Below are 18,315 nucleotides of genomic sequence, written 5' to 3'. Positions count from 1 at the left end.
CCCAGAGGGCAGGAGCACGGCGGCGCCAACACCGCCCCCCGGCAGGAGCGCTGCAAGGGAAGGGATGCCCGGCGGCCCCTGCACCGCGCTTTCACCACATGACCTTTTTGCCAAGGGGCGGGCGGCCGGAAAAGGGATCGAACCGGAGGGAAGGAACCATGCCGCACGCCCGCATCACCGGATGACGGCTGCAAGGCGCAGCGTCACGGCATCGGCAGCCGTGTCGGGATCCCTCTTCCCTCCCTGAAGCTACTCCCCGCTCCCGGTGGCAGGCACGGTCACGCGCGGGGTCTCCATGCTGGCCGTCACGCGCACGCGCAGGCCGTCACGCAGGCGGTCCACACCGTCCACCACCACGACCTCGCCCGCGGCAAGGCCCTTGTCGATGACGGTCAGGCTGTCGGTACGCACGCCGGGCGTCACTTCGCGCAGGCGGACGGTATCCTTGTCCACCACATAGACGTAGGAGCCGCGGCTGCCCAGCTGCACGGCGGCGGTGGGCACCGTGACGGCCCGGGGCAGGACCGTGACCAGCAAACGGGCATTGACGAACTGGTTGGGGAAAAGGGTGTGGTCCTCGTTGGCGAATTCCGCCTTGAGCTTCACCGTACCCGTGGCGGTATCGATCTGGTTGTCCATGCTCAGCAGAAAGCCCTGGGCCAGCAGGGCCTGCTGCTCGCGGTCCCAGGCCTGGACCAGCAGACGACCACCGCTCTTGCGGGCCTCGCGCCAGTGCTGCGCCACCAGGGGCACCCGGCTTTCCGGCAGGGTGAAGAGCACATAGGAAGGCGTCAGCAGGGTGATGCGCACCAGACCTTCGGTATCGGAGGCATGCACCATGTTGCCCTCGTCCACTTTTCGCAGGCCCAGCACGCCGTCGGCCGGAGCGGTGATGCGGCTGTACTGCAGTTGCAGGGCCGCCGAATCCACGGCAGCCTTGTCGGACTGTACCGTGCCTTCATACTGGCGCACCAGGGCGCGCTGGTTGTCGTACTGTTGCCGGGCGATATGGCCGCCGCTCACCAGCTTTTCATACCGACTCAGGTCGCGGCGAGCGTTCTCCAGCTGGGCCGTATCGCGGGCCAGGGCGCCCCGGGCCTCGCCCAAAGCGGCCTCGAACGGCCGGGGGTCGATCTCGGCCAGCAGGTCGCCCTTATGGACGAACTGACCTTCCGTAAAATGCAGGCGCTGCAGATGCCCGTCCACCCGGCTGGTCACCAGCACGTCACTGGACGGCTCCACCGTGCCCAGACCGTTGAGGAAATGGGGCATATCCTGCGCCAGGGCCGTGGCCACACGCACCGGCGGCGTATCCTGCGGCATGCCGCGCTGCCTGCCGGGCTCGAAAAAGCCCCGCCAGAGCAGCGCACAGCCCAGCAGCAGGGCCAGTACGGCCAGCAGGCGGCCCTTGCTCATGCTGATCTTCACACACGTTCTCCATCACTGTCCGGAGCAAAGCACACTTCGAACAGTGTCTCATTTTCTCCGCTGTGCCGGTAACTCACCGACCAGCCCAGCTGCTCGCAGGCGCGGCGCACCAGCGACAGCCCCAGACCGCTGCCGCCCGGCGTGGCATCGCCCCGGGCACGGGCACGCACCCCGCGGGCAAAGATGTCCAGATCCTCAGGGATGCGCCCCGCGTTGCGCACCTGGAGCACATGCTCGTCCAGGCGCACGGCAACACGGCCATTTTCCGAGTAAAGCCGGGCATTGTCCAGCAGATTCTTGACGACGATCCCCGCCAGGGCAGGCTGCGCCTGCACTTCCCGGCTCTCGGGGAGCTCCAGCGAAAAGCAGTCCTGCCCCTGGGCCGTGTCCCGCACCAGCAGGGCCAGATCCACGGGTTCGAGTTCGATATTTTCGGGACGGCGGGCCAGCAGCAGAAGGATGCCCACCGTGGCGGACATGTCGCGCACCGTGCGCTGCAGGCGCTCCACCGTGGGTGCACAGCGCTCGGAACCGGGCAGGCGCTCCAACTGCAGCTCCAGCACTTCCAGGCCGCCCTGCATGACGGTCAGGGGCGTGCGCAGCTCGTGACTCACATCGCCGGTGAAGAAGCTCTCGCGCTGCACGAAACGGCGCAGGGCCTCCTCGCGGCTGGCGATGGCCCGGGCCAGCACGCCCACCTCGTCATCAAGGGCCACCTGCGGCAAGGGCGGCAGGCCGGGATAATCCCCTCCGGCACGGGGCACGGGGCAGCGGGACACGGTACGGGTCAGATCGGTCAGTTGGCCCGTGAGCCGCCGGCTGAGCAGCACGGCCAGCAGGGCCGCCACGCCCAGGCCCAGGCCCGCGCACAGGCCCAGGACCCGGGTCAGCTGGGCCTTGATGGTCACCAGCAGGCCCGTGTGTCCGCTCAGGGCGTAACGCACGCCCTTGTGCTCCTCGAGGAAGACGAAATTCTCCATGCGGTCGAAAAAGTGCAGGCCGGGCTCCAGGGAATGCCATTCGCGGGGGATCTGTTTGCCCACCCGGAATTGCAGATCCATAAGGTTCGCCAGGTCGGCCCCATAGACCAGGTTGTTGTGCCGTCCCCGGTCCTCGGCACGGCGCGAGCGTTCCTCGGCCTCGATGAGGGCATTCATGACCGGACGTGCGTACCAGTCCACCAGATGGGCGCCCAGCCTGTCATAGGAGAGCAGGCCCACCATGCCCATGGTCAGGCCGAGACCGGCGGCCAGCAGCATGAACGAGACCAGCAGACGCCGCCGGATGGGGGAACCGCCGCTCACGCCCCGGGCTCCTCTTCACGGCCGAGACGGTAGCCCACATGGGAGATGGTGTGCAGCACGGGGCTGCCGAAAGGCTTGTCCAGATGCTGGCGCAGTTCGTGGATATGCGTCCGCAGGGCGCTGCCGCCGGGCAGATCGTCGCCCCAGAGGCGGCGCTCCAGTTCCTCGCGACGGACCAGGGCGGGCGCACGGCGCGCCAGCTCGCACAGGATGCGGAAGCCCGTGGGGCTCACCTTGACCTCGCGGCCCTGCCGCGTGACCCGGTGCCCGGCCACGTCGATACAGACATCGTCCACACGCAGCTCGCCGCCCTGGGCGCTCTCCTGCGTCCGGCCCCGACGCAACAGGGCCCGGATGCGGGCCTCCAGCTCGCGCAGGGCAAAGGGTTTGACAAGATAGTCGTCGGCCCCGGCGTCCAGGCCCAGCACACGGTCGGCCACGGTATCACGGGCCGTCAGCATGATGACCGGCACCTGCACGCCGTGTTCCTCGCGCAGGGCACGGCACAGGCTGATGCCGTCCAGCCCGGGGAGCATGATGTCCAGCACCACCAGATCGAACTGGCCGGACGCGGCCATCTCGAGGCCCGTACGGCCGTTGCGGGCGCAATCCAGTTCATAGCCCAAAGGCTCAAGATAGGCGTACAGGTTGGCGAGGATGTCCTCGTTATCTTCCACCAGCAGGACAGAGACAGGCACCATGCGCACCTCCGCAAAAAAGGACGGGGCGCCGTGCGCCCCCTGAAGAATGGAAAACCCGGCGGATGCCCCGCCGTCCGAAAGGCCCCGCAGGGCCCGAACATCACTGGATGATGGCCAGAGCGTCCACCTCCACCTCATTGGGGTGCTTGGAGCTCCAGTCCACATGCCCCACCAGGCGCACTTTGTCCTGCGGAGTGACCGTCAGGTGCCCGAAGGTCTCGTGCTCTATCTCCACCACCACGCGGCCGCTCTCGTCCTCAAAAAGGTAACGGTCCTTGCGGGGGATCTTTTCCAGGATATGGCCTTCCAGAACACAGGGGGCATCATCCCAGGCATTGAGCACGTCGGCCGCACGGGTCAGCGTCGGCGAGACACCGGGGCCCACGAAACCCGCCGCACCGGTACTCGGCGGGAGCAGAAACAGGCCGGCGGCCAGCAGAAGCAGCACAGAAAAAATTCGCATCACGACTCCGCTGGCGGGCCGCCCGCCGGTAGCGCACGGCCCGCCTGTCAGACTACTTGAGGATTTCCAGGACCTTCACATCGACCTTGGTGGGATCCATCATCTCCTTGTCCAGCTTGCCGGAAAGGCGCACCCGGTCGGCGGGCGTCACCGTACGGCCGGCGAACACTTCATGGTCGATCTCTACCACGATGGTGCCCGTGGCGTCACGGAAATTGTACTTGTCATCGCTGCCGGCCACACGCTCCACGATATGGCCCGTCAGCATCACCGGCGCGTCGTCCCAGGCTTTGAGGGCCTTGGCCACGGTATCGGCCTGGACGCCGGACGTGGGCCCCTGGAAACCGCCGGGAGCCTGTCCCGGGCCTTGGAAGCCGCCCTGGGCAGCCATGGCGGGGAAAGCAAGAGCCAGAACCATCACACAAGAAAGCAGCAGACGCATGGGATATCTCCTTCTGGCGGCATGACCGCCATCCGTAACAGTTGCGGGTGGGGGCACGGCTACGTCCCGGCCCCTGCGGACTGGGCCCTGTCCGCATCTCCACACTGCGCCTGCGGCTGTCAGCAAAGTGTCAGCGCAGGCCAAGAAAACGCCTGCGCCATGCATATTTTTTGTTATTATATTGATTTTAAAGGATAATAAAATAAAGTCTTTTACTATGTTTAACAAATCGAACAAGGTACGCGGGACGTGCCGTCAATCAAGCTCACGCCCCACCCAGACCGCCCGCCCCACGATGCGCACCAGGTCGGCCAGCTGGTCGGTGGTGCAGGCCTCGATGGGCGGATAGGCAGGATTGTAGCTGCTGAGGATCAGGCGCCCCGGCATGGCGTTGACCACCTTGAGGTAGACCAGATCCTCCACGCTCACGGCATAGATGCGGCCGGGCACCGGGTCTTTCTGGCTCTGGTCCACAAGGACCACGTCATTGTGGCAGATGCGGGGCTCCATGCTGTCGCCGGAGACCCGCAGCAAAGCCATGTGCGACGGGCTGCCCTTGCGCCGCAAAAAATCCTCGCGGAAGGCATAGTGCCGCACCACATCGCCGCTGGTCTCGAAGCTCCCCGTACCGGCGGAAAGACGCGCCTCCACCATGGGCACCATGACCAGCCCGGCCCACTGGTCCTGCAGGGCCCCTTCCACATTCCCCTGCCCGGCCAGCAGCCAGTCCAGCGAACAGCGCAGGGCCGCCCCCAGCCGGACGGCAAACTCCCCCTTGGGCAACTGGCCGTTCTCGTACTGCTGGATAGTGGTCAGGCTGACCCCCACCTGTGCGGCAAGATCCTGCTTGCGCAGGCCAAGGCCAAGGCGACGGCGGCGCAGGCGCTCGGCAAAGCCCTGTGTAGAGATAAAGGAAAACCTATTTTTATCTTCCATGCGCGCTCCAAATTTTTTTATTCATTAAAAACAGGCTATTAAATCTTTTTAAAAGAAAAGTTAAAAATTTTTCCTTTGATTGAAAAAAGAAAACATGTAAAAAGTACGGCTATGACTGCTGTCAAACATAGAACAACCTGTAGCTAATGGCAATGGATACAGCAGCCCGGGCCCGCTTTTGCGGGCAAAAGAAAACTTTTTCCGCAACATAACTTTTCCGCAGAGATCCGCTGCGGGACACCGTGCCATTATCAGAAAGGGAGTAGCCGACATGAACACACGATCCCTGGAACAGTTCCAGCGTCTCCTGACGCAGTCCGCCGACAGTGAAGAGGAACCCGCCGAGGGTTCCCTGCTCTGGGCGGCAGCGCAATTGCGCCGCATCGCCCGCATGCTGGAAGACATGCAGGCCGCTCCCCGCCAGTCCGGCGATGCCATGCCGCCTGCCCCGGAAGCCATCCCTGCTGCCGGGACCTTCATGGCCGGGCAAGGGGCGGACGACACGGAACAACCGTTGGAGGCACATCTCCAGCGCCCCCGCAGTCCCCTGGCCCCGGAGGCCCGCCATGTGGTCCAGTAGCGGAAGTCCTGCCACGCTTCCCCGGCACACGGCCGGATCCGCCGCCCCCGTGGACTGGGACAGCCTGCTGCCCCTTTTGCCCGAAAGCGTACGCCTGCTGCGCCAGGTTCTGGAAGATGATGCCGCCCTGCACAGGCTTCTGGAACACTGCGGCGGCCTGACCCTGCGCATCCCCCGCCGCTTTCCGTCGGAAGGGCACCTGCTGCGCGCCCTGCTGCCCGAGCCCGTCTTGCGCCGCCTGCTGGGGGCTTACGGCGGCACCTGTCTGTATATCCCCCGCTGCGCCCGTCTCGCCCGTCAGGTGCGCCAGCGGGAGCTGCTCGGCGCCTTCAGCCGCCATACCGCCGCCGGTACCTCCAGCAATGCCGAGGTGCGCTTTCTGGCCCGCCGGTACGGCATCACGGACCGGCGCGTCTGGCAGCTGCTCAAGCAGGAGGCCGAACTGCCGGACAAGGCCCTTCAGGCCCCCGGCGACGCCCTTCAGGGCTGATCCCCGCACCTCCCTTTCAGGCCGGACGGGAAAGGCTGCGGCCTTTCCCGTTTTTTTGTCCGCAGGCTGCTCCTTGCCGGGGCATGTCCGGCAGGGACGGATGAGCCCCGCAGGCCTGTACACGGGCTCTCCTCTCCGGGGTGCCTGTCTGGCTTCTTCCCTCTCCGGCCCCGTACCATCTCCTTCCCTTCCTGTCCCTCCACGACACTTCTCCTACTGAAATCCTTCAAACTTACGCCAGCGCCCTTTTCCGGCATGGTGGCCTCACGGGTGCGACACCGCCCCGCCATCATTCCACCGCCATGCAGGAGGGCATATGCGCGACAATTTCACTCTGGCCCATACGTTCACGGCCCGCTGGGAAGGCGGCCTTTCCGACCACGAAGCCGATCCCGGCGGCATCACCAATCACGGCATCTCCCTGCGCTGGGTCACGGATCTGGCCCGGCAGGCCAAAGAACGCTGTCTGCGCGATGCCCGGCAGTGCGATACCTGCCCCCGGCGCACGGGCCCGGACTGCGACTACTTCAGCCTTGATCTGGACAATGACGGCGACATCGACGCCGACGACATCCGCGCCTGTACCAAAGAACAGGCGGCCCGTCTGTTCCGCAGGCATTTCTGGGAGGCACTGGGCTGCGACCGCCTGCCCCTGCCGCTGGCCGTCACGCTCTATGACGGCGCGGTCAACATGGGCGCCAGCCGGGCCGTGAAGCAGTTGCAGGAAGCCATGAACGCCACGGGCGAGACCCAGCTCGACCACTACTCCCCCATCGCCGAGGACGGCATCATGGGCCCGGACACCCGCGAGCTGGCCAACGCGCTGGCCGACGTGCATCTGGACTGGTACGCGGCCCGAAGCAGCCTGCGCCTGCGGGACGCCTTCTATCGCCGTCTGGCCGCGTCCCGCCCGTCCATGAAGGTTTTCCTGACGGGCTGGCGCAACCGGGTGAAGGCCCTGCACCAGCATCTGGCCGATCTGGAACGGGAGGCGCAGTGATGTGGAACCTGCTGCGCGATCTGGGCACCCGGCTGTTGCGCGACCTGACGGGCAGCAGCCGGGAACGGCAGGAACTGCTGGCCGCCCAGATCCGCCTCAACGAACGGGAAACGGAAAATGCCCCTTCCAGTGTGCTGCGCCTGTGGCGTTCCTTCCTGGGCTGGGTGCTGGCCCTGCTCTTTTGCTGGGAAGTGCCCGTGCGCCTGCTGCTCCTGCCCCTGCTGCTGGCCCTGGTACAGGGGCTGCTGCTCTGGGCCCTGTGGAGCCTGCGCCGCAGCTTCGTCCCGCAGGCCGAACATCTGCGCTGCCGCCGGGACGAACAGCGACGGGAAGCCCTGTGGCTGCGCCGCCTCGATCTGCTGGAACAGGCTCTGGCGCAGGAACGGGAACTCCTGACGCCGCTGGCGGACGAGGTACGCTCCCTGCGGGAGGACGCAGGCCGCCTGCGCAGCCAGTTGCAGGCCCAGGGAGCGCGCTTCTACGGCCTGGAACGCCTGCTGCAACGTCTGGAACGGCATCTGGAGCGGCAGGAGGACCGCTGGCAGCAGCTCCCCGGCGCCGCCTTGCCCGCCCTGCTGCACTGCCGTCCTCCCCGGGAGGTGCAGTGATGCCGGTACGCCGCCGGAAAAAAGCCCTGGAAAAAGCCCTGCACGAGCGCCTGCAACGCCTGACCGAACATCTCGACACTGCCGAGGTCTCGGAAAAAAGCATCGACATCGTCAAAGAGATCAAGGAACTGCACGCCCTTGCCCGCACGCTGGAGCAGGAGGGCACGTCGCAGGACGGCGACCGGAAGCCCCCCGCCCCCCCTGCGCGTCATCTGGGCCGGACAGGAGCCGGAAGATGGCCCTCCGTAACCTTTGAAGCCCGCGAGACCGACATGGAAACGCCCTGCATCATCCCCTATGCGCCGCGCCCGCTGCAATGGCGCTTCCACCAGCAGCGCACCCGATTTTGCGTGCTGCTCTGCCACCGCCGTTTCGGCAAGACCGTGGCCGCCGTCAACGACCTGCTGCGGGCGGCCCTGCGTACTTCCCGCACGGACTGGCGCGCCGCCTACGCCGCCCCCTATCTGGGGCAGGCCAAGGCCGTGGCCTGGGATTATCTGCGGCATTTCGCGGGCGTGATCCCCGGTACCCGTTTCCATGAAGGCGAACTGCGCTGTGACCTGCCCAACGGCGCGCGCATCCGCCTGTACGGCACGGACAACGCCCAGGCCCTGCGCGGCCTGTATCTGGACGATCTGGTGCTGGACGAACCCGCCGACATCCCCCGCGAGGTCTGGAGCCAGATCCTGCGCCCCGCGCTGGCCGACCGGCAGGGACGGGCCCTGTTCTGCGGCACGCCCAAGGGCTGTGACAATTTGCTGCACGATGTCTGGCAGCTGGCGGGCAGTCTGGGGGCGGCGGAGGGCTGGTCACGCTTCCGCTTCCCGGCCTCGCAGACAGGCTACCTGCCGCAGACCGAGCTGGACGCAGCCCGTCGCGGCATGAGCGAGGCCGAGTACCAGCAGGAATTCGAGTGTTCCTTCGCCGCCGCCGTGCGCGGTGCCTACTATGCCGCCCTGCTGGATGCCGCCGATCTGGCGGGACGCATCTGCCCCCTGCCGGTAAGCCCCGACCTGCCCGTGCATACGGCCTGGGACCTGGGCATGGATGATGCCACGGCCATCTGGTTCTTCCAGGTGGAGCCTTCCGGCAACTGGCGCATGCTGGACTATTACGAAGCCAGCGGCGAGGGGCTGGCCCATTACGCGGCCGTGCTGACGGCCAAGGCCCGGCCGGAAGGAACGGCCACCGCCGACGGCCTTGCGGGACGCGGATTCTGCTACGGCCGCCACCTGGCCCCGCATGACATCCGGGTGCGGGAACTGGGCACGGGCCAGAGCCGTCTGGAGAGCGCCGCCCGTCTGGGCATCCGCTTCGACATCGCACCGTCCCTGCCGCTGGCCGACGGTATCGATGCCGTGCGTCGCGCCCTGCCCCGCCTCTGGTTCGACAGCCGTCACTGCGCCGCCGGACTGGCGGCCCTGCGCTCCTACCGGCGGCAATGGCGGCCCCGGCAGGAACAGTTCTCCTCCGGCCCGCTGCATGACGGCTCCAGCCACGCCGCCGATGCCCTGCGCTACGCGGTCACGGGCTTTCGTCCGCCGGAGCGTCCCCTGCCTCCGGCCCGGGCCCGCATCAGCTATGACGTGCTGGGACTGGGGCGATGAAAGGAAGGCTTCCACGTCCCCGTGCCATCGACAGGCCCGAAAAGATCCATCGCCGGGATCGCCCGTGACAGGGCCGTGCCGGGAGACCTGCCAAACAGGGGAAAGCCGGTCGAGATTGGCCTTCCTCCCCCGTCCCGGGCAGCGTCATGACTGCGACGACATCCCGCACGCCCCTATCCCGCAAATCCCCCAACAACAGGAGCCCGCATGGAAAACACACGACCGCAACCCTGCGGCCAGGCCCACGTGCAGGACGCATTCCATCTGGAAGCCGTCCGGGACGACGCGGGCCGCAAAGCCCTCTTCGCCCGCATGTGCCGGGAAGGGCTCACGGGCTGCGCCATGTACGCCTGGCCCCATCCCCGGGAAGACGACTGGCTGCATCTGGTCAGCGCCCCCGGCCGCCTGCTCCTGCAGGCCACGGCCCCTGACGGCACGGCGCTGGCCTGCGGATTGTTCAGCCCCTGGCGCGGGCGGATCCGGGAATTCGATTTCACGGTCTTTCGCACGGCATTCCCGCTGGCCGTGCCGCTGGCCCGTGCCGCTTTCCGCTGGGTCTTCCGTCATACGGAGACCAGCGCGCTTTGGGGCCTGTGCCCGGTCAGCAACCGCCATGCCTGGCGTCTGGCCACGGCCTGCGGTTTCGTCATCACGGGACGCCTGCCCGCCGCCTGCTGGCTGGCCCGGCGCGGCGTCCATGTGGACGGCATCCAGCTGCTCTGCACGCCGGAGACGCTGACGCGCGCCATAAAGATGTCTCCATCCGGCCACAGGGCCCATCCGTAAACAACCTTCATCCCCAAGGAGGACATATGGGATTCGGAGGCTCCTCCAGCCCCAGCGTACCGGAAGTCCAGCCCGCCCCCAAGGCGGCCACTCCCAAACCCGTCACCGAAGCGGCCACGGCCGCCCGCCAGAACCAGAAGGACAAGGCCAGCAAGGCCGCGGGCATCCGGGCATCCATCCACACCACGCCGCTGGCCTCGCAGGAGAACCGCGGCAAGACCCTGCTGGGGCAATAGGATGTGCCCGGCACAGCGCCCCGCTTTGCGCGCCCTGCTCGGGACAGCGCATCAGGGGCCCCCGCTGCCTGCAGGAGACCGGCCGGAAGCCGAAGAGCGTCTTGCCCTGCGCGTCCCGGCCCTGGCCCGGCGTTACCGGGCCCTGCTGGAACGGCGCTCGCCCTGGGACACGGCCTGGGAGAGCCTGGCCGAGCACTTTCTGCCCACCCGTTTCCGCACCGACGACAGTCCGGACGACCGCCCCCTGCTCAACCGCTCCTTGGTGGACGCCACGGGCATCCTGGCCATGCGGACCCTGGCCGCCGGCCTGCAGGGCGGCATGACCAGCCCCGCCCGGCCCTGGTTCCGGCTGGCCCTGGACGATCCCGAACTGTCGCGCAGCCACGCGGGCCAGCGTTATCTGGATGAAGTGGAGGCCCGCATGCGCGTGGTGCTGCAGCGCTGCAACTTCTACAACGCCATGCACACCATCTATGCGGAACTGGGGACCTTCGGCACGGCCTTCGTCTTCGAACTGGCCGACCTGCGCCACGGCTTCCGCTTCGTGCCGCTCTGTGCCGGACAGTATGTGCTGGATACGGACGCGGCCCGGCGGGTGGACACGGTCTTCCACCGCATGCACATGAGCCTGCGCCAGATGGTGCAAAGCTTCGGTCCGGAGGCCCTGCCGGAAAACCTGCGTCTGGCGGCCCGGCGCACGCCGGACCAGCGACATGCGGTCATCCATGCCGTGCTGCCCCGCACGGAACGCCGGCCCCGGCTGGCGGGGCAATGCCACATGCCCTGGGCCTCGGTCTACTGGCTGGAAGGACGGGAAAGGCAGGTCGTGCCCCTGAAGGAATCCGGCTTCCTGGGCTTTCCCGGTTTCGGCCCGCGCTGGGACGTGGCGGCCAACGATGTCTATGGCCGCTCGCCCGCCATGGATGCCCTGCCCGACTGCCGCATGCTGCAACAAATGGGCATCACCACGCTCAAGGCCATCCACAAGGCCGTGGACCCGCCCATGAGCGTCCATGCGGGCCTGCGCTCCGTGGGGCTCGACCTGACGCCCGGCGGCATCAACTTCGTGGACAGCCTGCCCGGACAGACCCAGCCCGTGGCCACGCCCCTTTTGCAGGTCAAGCCCGATCTGGCCCAGGCGCGCTCCGCCATGGAAGCCGTGCAACAGCAGATACGGGCCGGGCTCTACAACGACCTGTTCCGCCTGATCCTGGAAGGGCGCAGCAAGGTCACGGCCAGCGAGATAGCCGCCCGCGAGGAAGAGAAGCTGCTGCTCATCGGTCCCGTGCTGGAACGCCTGCATGACGAGCTGCTGATCCCGCTCATCGACCGTACCTTCCGCCTCATGCTGGCCCTGGACATGCTGCCCCCCTGCCCGCCGGAACTGAGCGGACGCCACCTCAAGGTGGAATTCGTCTCCCTGCTGGCCCAGGCCCAGAAACTGGTGGGCATCAGCGCCACGGACCAGTATCTGGCCCTGACCCTCAAGGCCGCCTCGGCCTGGCCCGAAGCCCTGGACAGCGTGGATGTGGACAATATGCTGGACAATTATGCCCAAAGCCTCGGCCTGCCCGCGAACCTGACACGTCCCCGTGAGGAACGGGCCCGGCTGCGGGCCGGACGCGAGGAGGCGCGGCAGGCGGAACAGCAGCTGGAGCTGCTGCAGAAGGCCGCCGACCTGGGACACACCCTGGCCGACAGCGACCTGACCGTGGAAGGGGAAAAAAGCTCCGTCCTGCAGGTACTGGCCAACCTGGCCGCCGGGGCCGCCCCTGCCCTGCGGCCGCAGCAGACGAGCGGCACGACGCCGCCCCCGGAAGGAGGACACGTTGCACGATGACCGGCTTTTCCCCGCCGGGGACCCTGCCCCCGCTTCTCCGGCACAGCAGCGCTGGCGGGCCGGACTGTGCCGGGCCGTGGACGGCCTCATGACCTCGGCGGAAGGGCGCGACCTGCTGCGCTGGCTGTTGCAGGCCGGGCTCTGCTTCACCGCCGCCTGTCCGGGCCCGGGGACCTCGGCCGGACAGATCTACTGGGAGGAGGGCCGCCGCCATGTGGGCGTGTCCGTGCTCCGCCTTTTGCAGGAGGCCGATCCCTCCCACCTGCCCCGACTTTTTTTGACACAGGAGGAAGACGATGCCCGAAACTGAAGCGATCTTTGACGAAGGCCGCATGGCCCCCCGGCCGGAAAGCGGCCTGTACGGCCTGCCTGCCGACGAGGGGGGGACGCCCCCCGCTACGCCCCTGCTGGGCAGCGGCCCGGAAGAAGGCCGGCCCGCCGCCCCCGGCCAGACCTCTGCCGGGGGGCAGGAAAAACAGCCCGCAGCCGATGACGCCGCCCGGCTGGAGGCCCATCTGCGCCAGACCGATGCCCTGCGCCGTGCCCGCTGGCAGCAGCAGGTGGAACAGTGGCGGCAGGAAGTGGCCGACGATCCGCAGCTGGGCGGCGAACATCTGGCCGCCACCGTGGCCCGGGCCCAGCTGGCCCTGGACCGCTTCGACACGGACAAGAGCATCGGCCGCCTGCTGGAAGAAAGCGGCTACGGCAATCACCCGGCCGTGCTGCGCTTCTTCAGCCGCCTGGCCGACAGCCTGCTGGAAGACAGCCTGCCCGGCAGCGAAGGCGGCGGCAGCCTGCCGCCCCTGGAAGAACGCATGTACGCGGGCTGGAGCTCGCAGCGATCCTGACCATGCAGGTCGCCAACCGGCACACGGCATTTTCCCCTTTCCGTCGTTTCGTACCGGGCCGCTGACGGCCCCTTCCCCACCACCTTTGCCAAGGAGACTTCATGTCCGCCACTCTGGGTTTTGTGGCCACGCTGGCCGAAATGGAACAGTTCTATCGCGGCGACAAGGCCGGCCAGATCATCGAGCTGATGAACAAGACCAACGACATCATGGATGACGTGCCCTGGATGGAGGCCAACCAGTCCGACGGCCACCTGACGCGCATCCGCACCGGCCTGCCCGCCGTATACTGGCGCCGCCTCTATCAGGGCACGCCGCCCGCCAAGTCCCAGTGGAGCCAGGTCAAGGAAGGTTGCGGCATCCTTGAGGCCATCATGGAACTGGATGTGGAAGAGATCCGCCTGTACGGCGACCGTGACCGCTCCTTCCGCATGAGCGAGGGCATCGCCTTTGCCGAGGCCATGCGCCAGAAGGTGGCCCGCACCCTGTTCTACGGCGACAGCAACCGCAACCCCGACGAATTCAACGGCCTGGCCATGCGTTACCCGGCCAGCGATGCCGAAAACGTGCTGGACGCCGGTGGCCGCGACGGCGGCTGCACCTCGCTCTGGCTGGTCTCCTGGGGGCCGCAGTCCGTGCACGGCATCTATCCCAAGGGCAGCCGCGGCGGCCTTTCCCACGAAGATCTCAAGACCTACATGGCGCAGGACGAGAACGGCCGCAAATATCAGGTCACGGGCGACAAATACAACTGGCGCTGCGGTCTGGCCGTACGCGACTGGCGCGGGGTGGTGCGCATCGCCAACGTGCCCGTGGCCGCACTGGGCAAGCGCAAGGGCGAGGAAGGTTTCGTGGATCTGCAGAAGCTGACCATCGAAGCCAAGAACCGCATGCCCCAGCATCTGCGCCAGAAAGCCGTCTGGTACGCCAACTCCGATGTGCTCACCGCGCTGGAACTCCAGAACTCCGACGCCGGGCAGGTGCAGCTGCACTACGGCGAATTCTTCGACGCCAAGGCCGTTCCCGTGCTGCACGGCCGCCCCGTGCGCCAGTGCGACGCCATCGCCTCGGACGAGGCTTCCATCTAGAGCCGTGCCCTTCCAAGGGGGGACCGCCCTGAGCTGCCGCTGCTGCCAGGATGCCGGGACCTTACGGCACGATCCCCGGGCGGATGCGCCGTCCGTGCAGCGGCGCTCCCCTTTCTCCGCCTCCACCGTGTCCCGGCGGCCCCCCGGTCGCCCTCCCCTCTGACTGCACGACCTGCGGCCGTCATACGTCCGCTCCCCATGCATTTTTTCAGGAAACAAGGAGTCCTCATGGCCATCATCGACAGTCATTGCATCCTTTTCGAAGGCCCGCTGAGTGCCGAAAGCACCGGCAAGGCCGTACCCCTCACGGCCCTGCGCCTGCCCGGCCGCATGGAGCCCATGCCGCTGCGCATCTCCGTGACCAGGGGGTTCGTCAAAGAACAGACCACCTCGCTGGCCCTGACCCTGCAGGAAGCCGACAGCGCCGAAGGCGAATGGCAGGACGTGCCCGGCGCTGCCATCACCGTCCAGGGGGCGGAACTGGGCGAGGGCGCCCGCCTGGGCTGGCGCTTCGTGCCCCAGGCCGTGCGCAAGAGCTGGCTGCGCCTCAAGCTGTCTCCGGCCGGGAGCGGCAGCCATGACGGGCACATCTTCGCGGCCCTGCTGCGCGAGGAAGACTTCCCCTACGAAAAGGAACTGCGCGTGCGCTAGTCCTTTTCCCGCACCGGGAGCGGCCGGGCCATCCCACAGCCCGGTCGCCGCACCGGAGACAGGATCATGCCCGCGACCGGCGGGCGACAGACCCCTCATTCATGGGGCGGGGCGGACGCTTGCCCCGCCCCCCTGCCCAACGTGAGGGAGCCCCTCCGTTCCCTTTTTCCCTGATGCCACCACAAGGAAGACATATGGAGACCCTGACCCAGATCGCCATCTGGAACCGGGCCCTGGGCTTTTTGGGCGCCCGCAGCATCGCCGCCGAGGATGAGAACACGCCCGAGGCCCTGCAATGCCGCCTGTACTGGGACAGTGCCCGGCGGCAGGCCCTGCGCGACTACCCCTGGGCCTTTGCCCAGCGCCGGGCCTGGCTGGCCCGGGTGGCCCTGCCCTCGGGCTTCGAGCAGGAATACCGCTTTGCCTACGCCCTGCCCGAGGCCTGCCTCAAAGCGCATGAGGTCCGGCACGAAGGCCTGCTGCCGCGCCCCTTCTGTCTGGCGCGGGATCCCGCCGGGGATGCCGCCATCCTGCTTACCAGCGCCAGCCGGGCCTTGCTGCTCTATACGGAAGACGTGCGCCACTGCCACCAGTTCGACGACCTTTTCGCCCACATGCTGGCCCGGAAGCTGGCCTGCCTGCTGGCGGCACCGCTGCTCAAGAGCAACAGCCAGAAGATCGCGGAGCTGGAACAGCTCTACAGCGCCAGCCTTCCCCAGGCCCGGCAGTCCGATGCCAGTGAGCGCCGTCCCCTGCCCCTGCCCGACAGCTGGTTGCAGGCCCGCTGACGGCCCGATACCCGCTCTTCACTGTATGGCGGCCTTCCCTGTCCGCCCCTTTTCCGGGAGTTCGCATGACCATGCCTTACAGTCCCGGCCGTGCCCTGTTCGAAGGCAACGGTACGGCCACGGATTTTCCTTTTTCCTTCAAAGTCTGGGGGACGGAACAACTGACCGTCACCCTGACCGGCCCCGACGGCAACAGCCGCCCGGCCAGCGGCTGGACCGCCCGCCTGAACGACGACGGCGGCAGCGTGACCTACCTCCACGAAGGCGCTCCCCTGCCCGCGGGCTGGAAACTGGCCATCACCCGCAACATGCCTTTTGAACAGCAGATCGACCTGGTGTCCGGGACCCGCTTCGATGCCGAAGTCATCGAGACAGGCCTCGACCGGGCCACGGCCGAACGCCAGCAGCTGCTGGAACAGCTCCAGCGGGCGGTCATCCTGCCCCCCACCAGCGACGAGACGCCCATCAAGATGGCCGAACAGCTCCTGCAGGCGGGAAAGACCGCCCAGGCCAGCGCCGCAGCTGCCCAGGCCAGCGAATCCGCAGCAGCGTCCAGCGCTTCGCAGTCCGCAGCCAGCGCACAGGCCGCAGCTGCCTCGGCAGAAGCCGCCGACCAAAGCCGGGCAGCGGCAGCCGCCAGTGCCGCCGACGCCTCCCAAAGCGCCACGGCAGCCCGCCAGAGCGCGGAGGCCGCGGCAGGGAGCGAGGACAGGGCCGCCCAGAGCGCCGCGTCCATCCTGGGATTGCAGGTGGAGGTGTCCACGCTCGATCCCGGACTGCCCGCCGGCGGCGACTACGACCCGGAGACCGGCATCCTGCATCTCGGCATCCCCAAGGGCGATTCCGGGGCGTCGGCCATCGCCACCCCTACCAGCCTGGGCAGCGTCATGCCCCAGACCGGCCACGAGGACGGCCTTGAACTCGAAACAGATGGGAAACTGCGCGTCCGCAAGGCCAGTGCTTCCCAGCGTGGCGGCGTGCTGGCCAGCACCACGGCGGCGGCCAACACCGTGCCCCAGGCCGGGGAAGACGGCACGCTGGACGCAAGCTGGGTGCCCAGACCTGACTGTTGGGACATGTTCCCGCCCTTCGTGCCCGTCCCCATCTGGGGCGCGACGCCGGGCGGCAGTGACGGACGCCGGGCCGTCATGCCCGGAGAAGAGCAGGCACGCGAAGAATGGATCCTCTGCGACGGCGGCAGCGACGGCAAGGACGGCACCGTGCCTGACCTGCGGGGCCGCTATGTCCGCGGTGCCAGCGAAGCCGAGCCCGAAGGCACGGAAGGCGGCAGCGAAGATGTCGCTGTGGATCTTTCCGGCAGTACCGGGGCCACGACGCTGAGTACAACGCAGATGCCCAGCCACACGCACCCGTTCTCTGCCGTCATATCGACTAAAGGACGGTATATGGAGAGCGGGAACCTATACGACAGCGGCAGTTCCAGTACTTCCGCAACGGGCGGCAACGGCTCCCACACGCATCCCCTGTCCGGCTCGGTATCCGGCACCCACACCGACCCGCATCTCGCCATGCACTTCTTCATCAAGGTGGTCTAGCATGAAAACACACGTCACCGTCATCCCGTCCGACGGCATCATCTCTGTGGACGGGGAAGTGCTGTTCCTGGACGGCATCACGTCCGAGACCTTCCACGCCCTCCAGTGGCACGATGGCGCGGGCCATGTGGAGCCCGGCGACGGACTGCCCAACGAGGAGCTTTCCACCGACGATTACGCCGGGCGCGTGGCCCCCTTCGTGGCCCTGTGGGAAGAAGAGAAGGCCCGTCTGGAAGAAGAGGCCAACCGCCCGCCCACTGACGAGGAGCTGGCCGCGCAGGCCGTAGCCGAGGCCAGGGCGCAGTCGCGCACCGCCCTCATGGCCAGGATGCAGGCGGATATGGTGCAGACGGGGGCGTTCGCCGCCGCCGAGTTCGCCACCTTCGCCAAAGCCGGACTGTTCACGGACTGGGCCGCCGGCCAGACATACGCCAAGGGCTACCGCTTGGCCCACAAGGGCATCGTCTATGAGGTGATGCAGGAGGTGACCGCGCTGGAGAACCAGCCCCCGGATGCCACCGGGATGCTGGCCGTGTACCGTCCGCTGTCCGTGGACCCGGAGACCGGTGAAGAGCCGGACGGCAGCCGGGAACATCCCTTCGCCTTCCTCTACGGCATGGATGTCACCAAGGACAGCTACTACAGCAACGAAGGCAAGCTCTGGCTGGCCAGGGCCGACATGCCCGCCTGCGTCTGGGTGCCGGGCACGGCGGGCCTGTGGCAGTGGGAAGAAGCAAGCGCGGCCTGAGCCCCGGCGGATGCGGGAACGGCCCATTTTCTTTGCAACGGATACCGGCCCCGGCACATGCCGTCACGGCCCGTGCCCGGAAGCATACGGGCTGGGACAGATGCGGCAACGTGAACACGAGCATCCTGCGTCTGGCCGATCCCATTCCCCATCCACGTCCTGTGATGCTGCCTTTTTCCCCACGATCCGGGACAGCTCCCACAGGCTTTTCCCTG

The 18,315-nt window shown here is 67.4% G+C and carries 21 protein-coding genes; 15 read left to right on the top strand and 6 right to left on the bottom strand.

Features of this window, described 5'->3' with window-relative positions; translation table 11 throughout:
• Positions 1-249: 249 nt before the first annotated feature.
• The 6 genes from Q4I12_RS07005 to Q4I12_RS06980 all read right to left on the bottom strand — a co-directional run bounded on the left by Q4I12_RS07005 (position 250) and on the right by Q4I12_RS06980 (position 5,274).
• Positions 250-1,428 (bottom strand): MdtA/MuxA family multidrug efflux RND transporter periplasmic adaptor subunit, encoded by a 1,179-nt coding sequence (locus Q4I12_RS07005; RefSeq protein ID WP_289615982.1) that lies wholly within the window; start codon positions 1,426-1,428, stop codon positions 250-252.
• Positions 1,425-2,732: a sensor histidine kinase gene (locus tag Q4I12_RS07000; protein WP_204625190.1), complete on the bottom strand. Its 1,308-nt coding sequence runs from the start codon at positions 2,730-2,732 to the stop codon at positions 1,425-1,427. Before Q4I12_RS07000 ends, Q4I12_RS07005 begins: the two co-directional genes overlap by 4 nt.
• The gene (locus tag Q4I12_RS06995; RefSeq protein WP_168934528.1) at positions 2,729-3,433 is read right to left on the bottom strand and encodes a response regulator transcription factor; all 705 of its coding nucleotides are present in this window, start codon (positions 3,431-3,433) and stop codon (positions 2,729-2,731) included. Before Q4I12_RS06995 ends, Q4I12_RS07000 begins: the two co-directional genes overlap by 4 nt.
• A 100-nt stretch (positions 3,434-3,533) precedes the next feature.
• Positions 3,534-3,896: a NirD/YgiW/YdeI family stress tolerance protein gene (locus tag Q4I12_RS06990; protein WP_302261145.1), complete on the bottom strand. Its 363-nt coding sequence runs from the start codon at positions 3,894-3,896 to the stop codon at positions 3,534-3,536.
• Positions 3,897-3,948: 52 nt separating this feature from the next.
• Positions 3,949-4,338 carry a YgiW/YdeI family stress tolerance OB fold protein gene (locus Q4I12_RS06985; protein WP_204673880.1) on the bottom strand — a complete coding sequence of 130 codons (390 nt, stop codon included), beginning with the start codon at positions 4,336-4,338 and terminating at the stop codon, positions 3,949-3,951.
• A 255-nt stretch (positions 4,339-4,593) separates the two neighbouring features.
• Entirely contained in the window at positions 4,594-5,274 is a 681-nt protein-coding gene (locus tag Q4I12_RS06980) for an XRE family transcriptional regulator (protein ID WP_204625192.1), read from the bottom strand.
• Between the two features lie 271 nt (positions 5,275-5,545).
• On the opposite strand from Q4I12_RS06980, the gene Q4I12_RS06975 reads away from it, so the two are divergent.
• From Q4I12_RS06975 to Q4I12_RS06905, 15 genes are all read left to right on the top strand, one after another.
• On the top strand, positions 5,546-5,854 hold the full coding sequence (locus Q4I12_RS06975; RefSeq protein WP_204625193.1) for a hypothetical protein: 309 nt from the start codon (positions 5,546-5,548) through the stop codon (positions 5,852-5,854).
• Entirely contained in the window at positions 5,841-6,344 is a 504-nt protein-coding gene (locus Q4I12_RS06970) for a Mor transcription activator family protein (RefSeq protein WP_297158504.1), read from the top strand. Before Q4I12_RS06975 ends, Q4I12_RS06970 begins: the two co-directional genes overlap by 14 nt.
• Before the next feature lie 316 nt (positions 6,345-6,660).
• Positions 6,661-7,344, top strand: coding sequence for a glycoside hydrolase family 108 protein (locus tag Q4I12_RS06965; protein ID WP_204673883.1), 684 nt, complete (start codon positions 6,661-6,663; stop codon positions 7,342-7,344).
• Complete coding sequence (locus Q4I12_RS06960; protein ID WP_302261140.1) at positions 7,344-7,952, top strand: hypothetical protein; 609 nt, start codon at positions 7,344-7,346, stop codon at positions 7,950-7,952. The genes Q4I12_RS06965 and Q4I12_RS06960 overlap by 1 nt, the downstream gene beginning before the upstream one ends.
• On the top strand, positions 7,952-9,559 hold the full coding sequence (locus tag Q4I12_RS06955) for a terminase large subunit (protein ID WP_302262094.1): 1,608 nt from the start codon (positions 7,952-7,954) through the stop codon (positions 9,557-9,559). Before Q4I12_RS06960 ends, Q4I12_RS06955 begins: the two co-directional genes overlap by 1 nt.
• Before the next feature lie 207 nt (positions 9,560-9,766).
• Positions 9,767-10,345 carry a GNAT family N-acetyltransferase gene (locus Q4I12_RS06950; RefSeq protein WP_302261138.1) on the top strand — a complete coding sequence of 193 codons (579 nt, stop codon included), beginning with the start codon at positions 9,767-9,769 and terminating at the stop codon, positions 10,343-10,345.
• A gap of 26 nt (positions 10,346-10,371) precedes the next feature.
• Positions 10,372-10,581 (top strand): hypothetical protein, encoded by a 210-nt coding sequence (locus Q4I12_RS06945; protein ID WP_168934540.1) that lies wholly within the window; start codon positions 10,372-10,374, stop codon positions 10,579-10,581.
• Between the two features lies 1 nt (position 10,582).
• Positions 10,583-12,421, top strand: coding sequence for a portal protein (locus Q4I12_RS06940; RefSeq protein ID WP_302261137.1), 1,839 nt, complete (start codon positions 10,583-10,585; stop codon positions 12,419-12,421).
• Positions 12,411-12,731 carry a hypothetical protein gene (locus tag Q4I12_RS06935; RefSeq protein WP_302261135.1) on the top strand — a complete coding sequence of 107 codons (321 nt, stop codon included), beginning with the start codon at positions 12,411-12,413 and terminating at the stop codon, positions 12,729-12,731. The genes Q4I12_RS06940 and Q4I12_RS06935 overlap by 11 nt, the downstream gene beginning before the upstream one ends.
• On the top strand, positions 12,718-13,269 hold the full coding sequence (locus Q4I12_RS06930) for a hypothetical protein (protein WP_302261133.1): 552 nt from the start codon (positions 12,718-12,720) through the stop codon (positions 13,267-13,269). The genes Q4I12_RS06935 and Q4I12_RS06930 overlap by 14 nt, the downstream gene beginning before the upstream one ends.
• Before the next feature lie 101 nt (positions 13,270-13,370).
• A complete protein-coding gene (locus Q4I12_RS06925) occupies positions 13,371-14,357 on the top strand; it encodes a major capsid protein (RefSeq protein WP_302261132.1) in 987 nt (328 codons plus the stop codon).
• A 228-nt stretch (positions 14,358-14,585) separates the two neighbouring features.
• On the top strand, positions 14,586-15,008 hold the full coding sequence (locus tag Q4I12_RS06920; RefSeq protein WP_302261131.1) for a hypothetical protein: 423 nt from the start codon (positions 14,586-14,588) through the stop codon (positions 15,006-15,008).
• Between the two features lie 194 nt (positions 15,009-15,202).
• Complete coding sequence (locus Q4I12_RS06915; protein WP_204625204.1) at positions 15,203-15,796, top strand: phage connector family protein; 594 nt, start codon at positions 15,203-15,205, stop codon at positions 15,794-15,796.
• A gap of 65 nt (positions 15,797-15,861) precedes the next feature.
• On the top strand, positions 15,862-17,352 hold the full coding sequence (locus Q4I12_RS06910; RefSeq protein ID WP_302261129.1) for a hypothetical protein: 1,491 nt from the start codon (positions 15,862-15,864) through the stop codon (positions 17,350-17,352).
• A 1-nt stretch (position 17,353) separates the two neighbouring features.
• On the top strand, positions 17,354-18,100 hold the full coding sequence (locus Q4I12_RS06905) for a hypothetical protein (protein WP_302261128.1): 747 nt from the start codon (positions 17,354-17,356) through the stop codon (positions 18,098-18,100).
• Positions 18,101-18,315: the final 215 nt, after the last annotated feature.

It is taken from the genome of Desulfovibrio piger, assembly GCF_951793255.1.
Classification (GTDB): Bacteria; Desulfobacterota; Desulfovibrionia; order Desulfovibrionales; family Desulfovibrionaceae; genus Desulfovibrio.
This window is presented reverse-complemented; position numbering and strand designations above follow the sequence as displayed.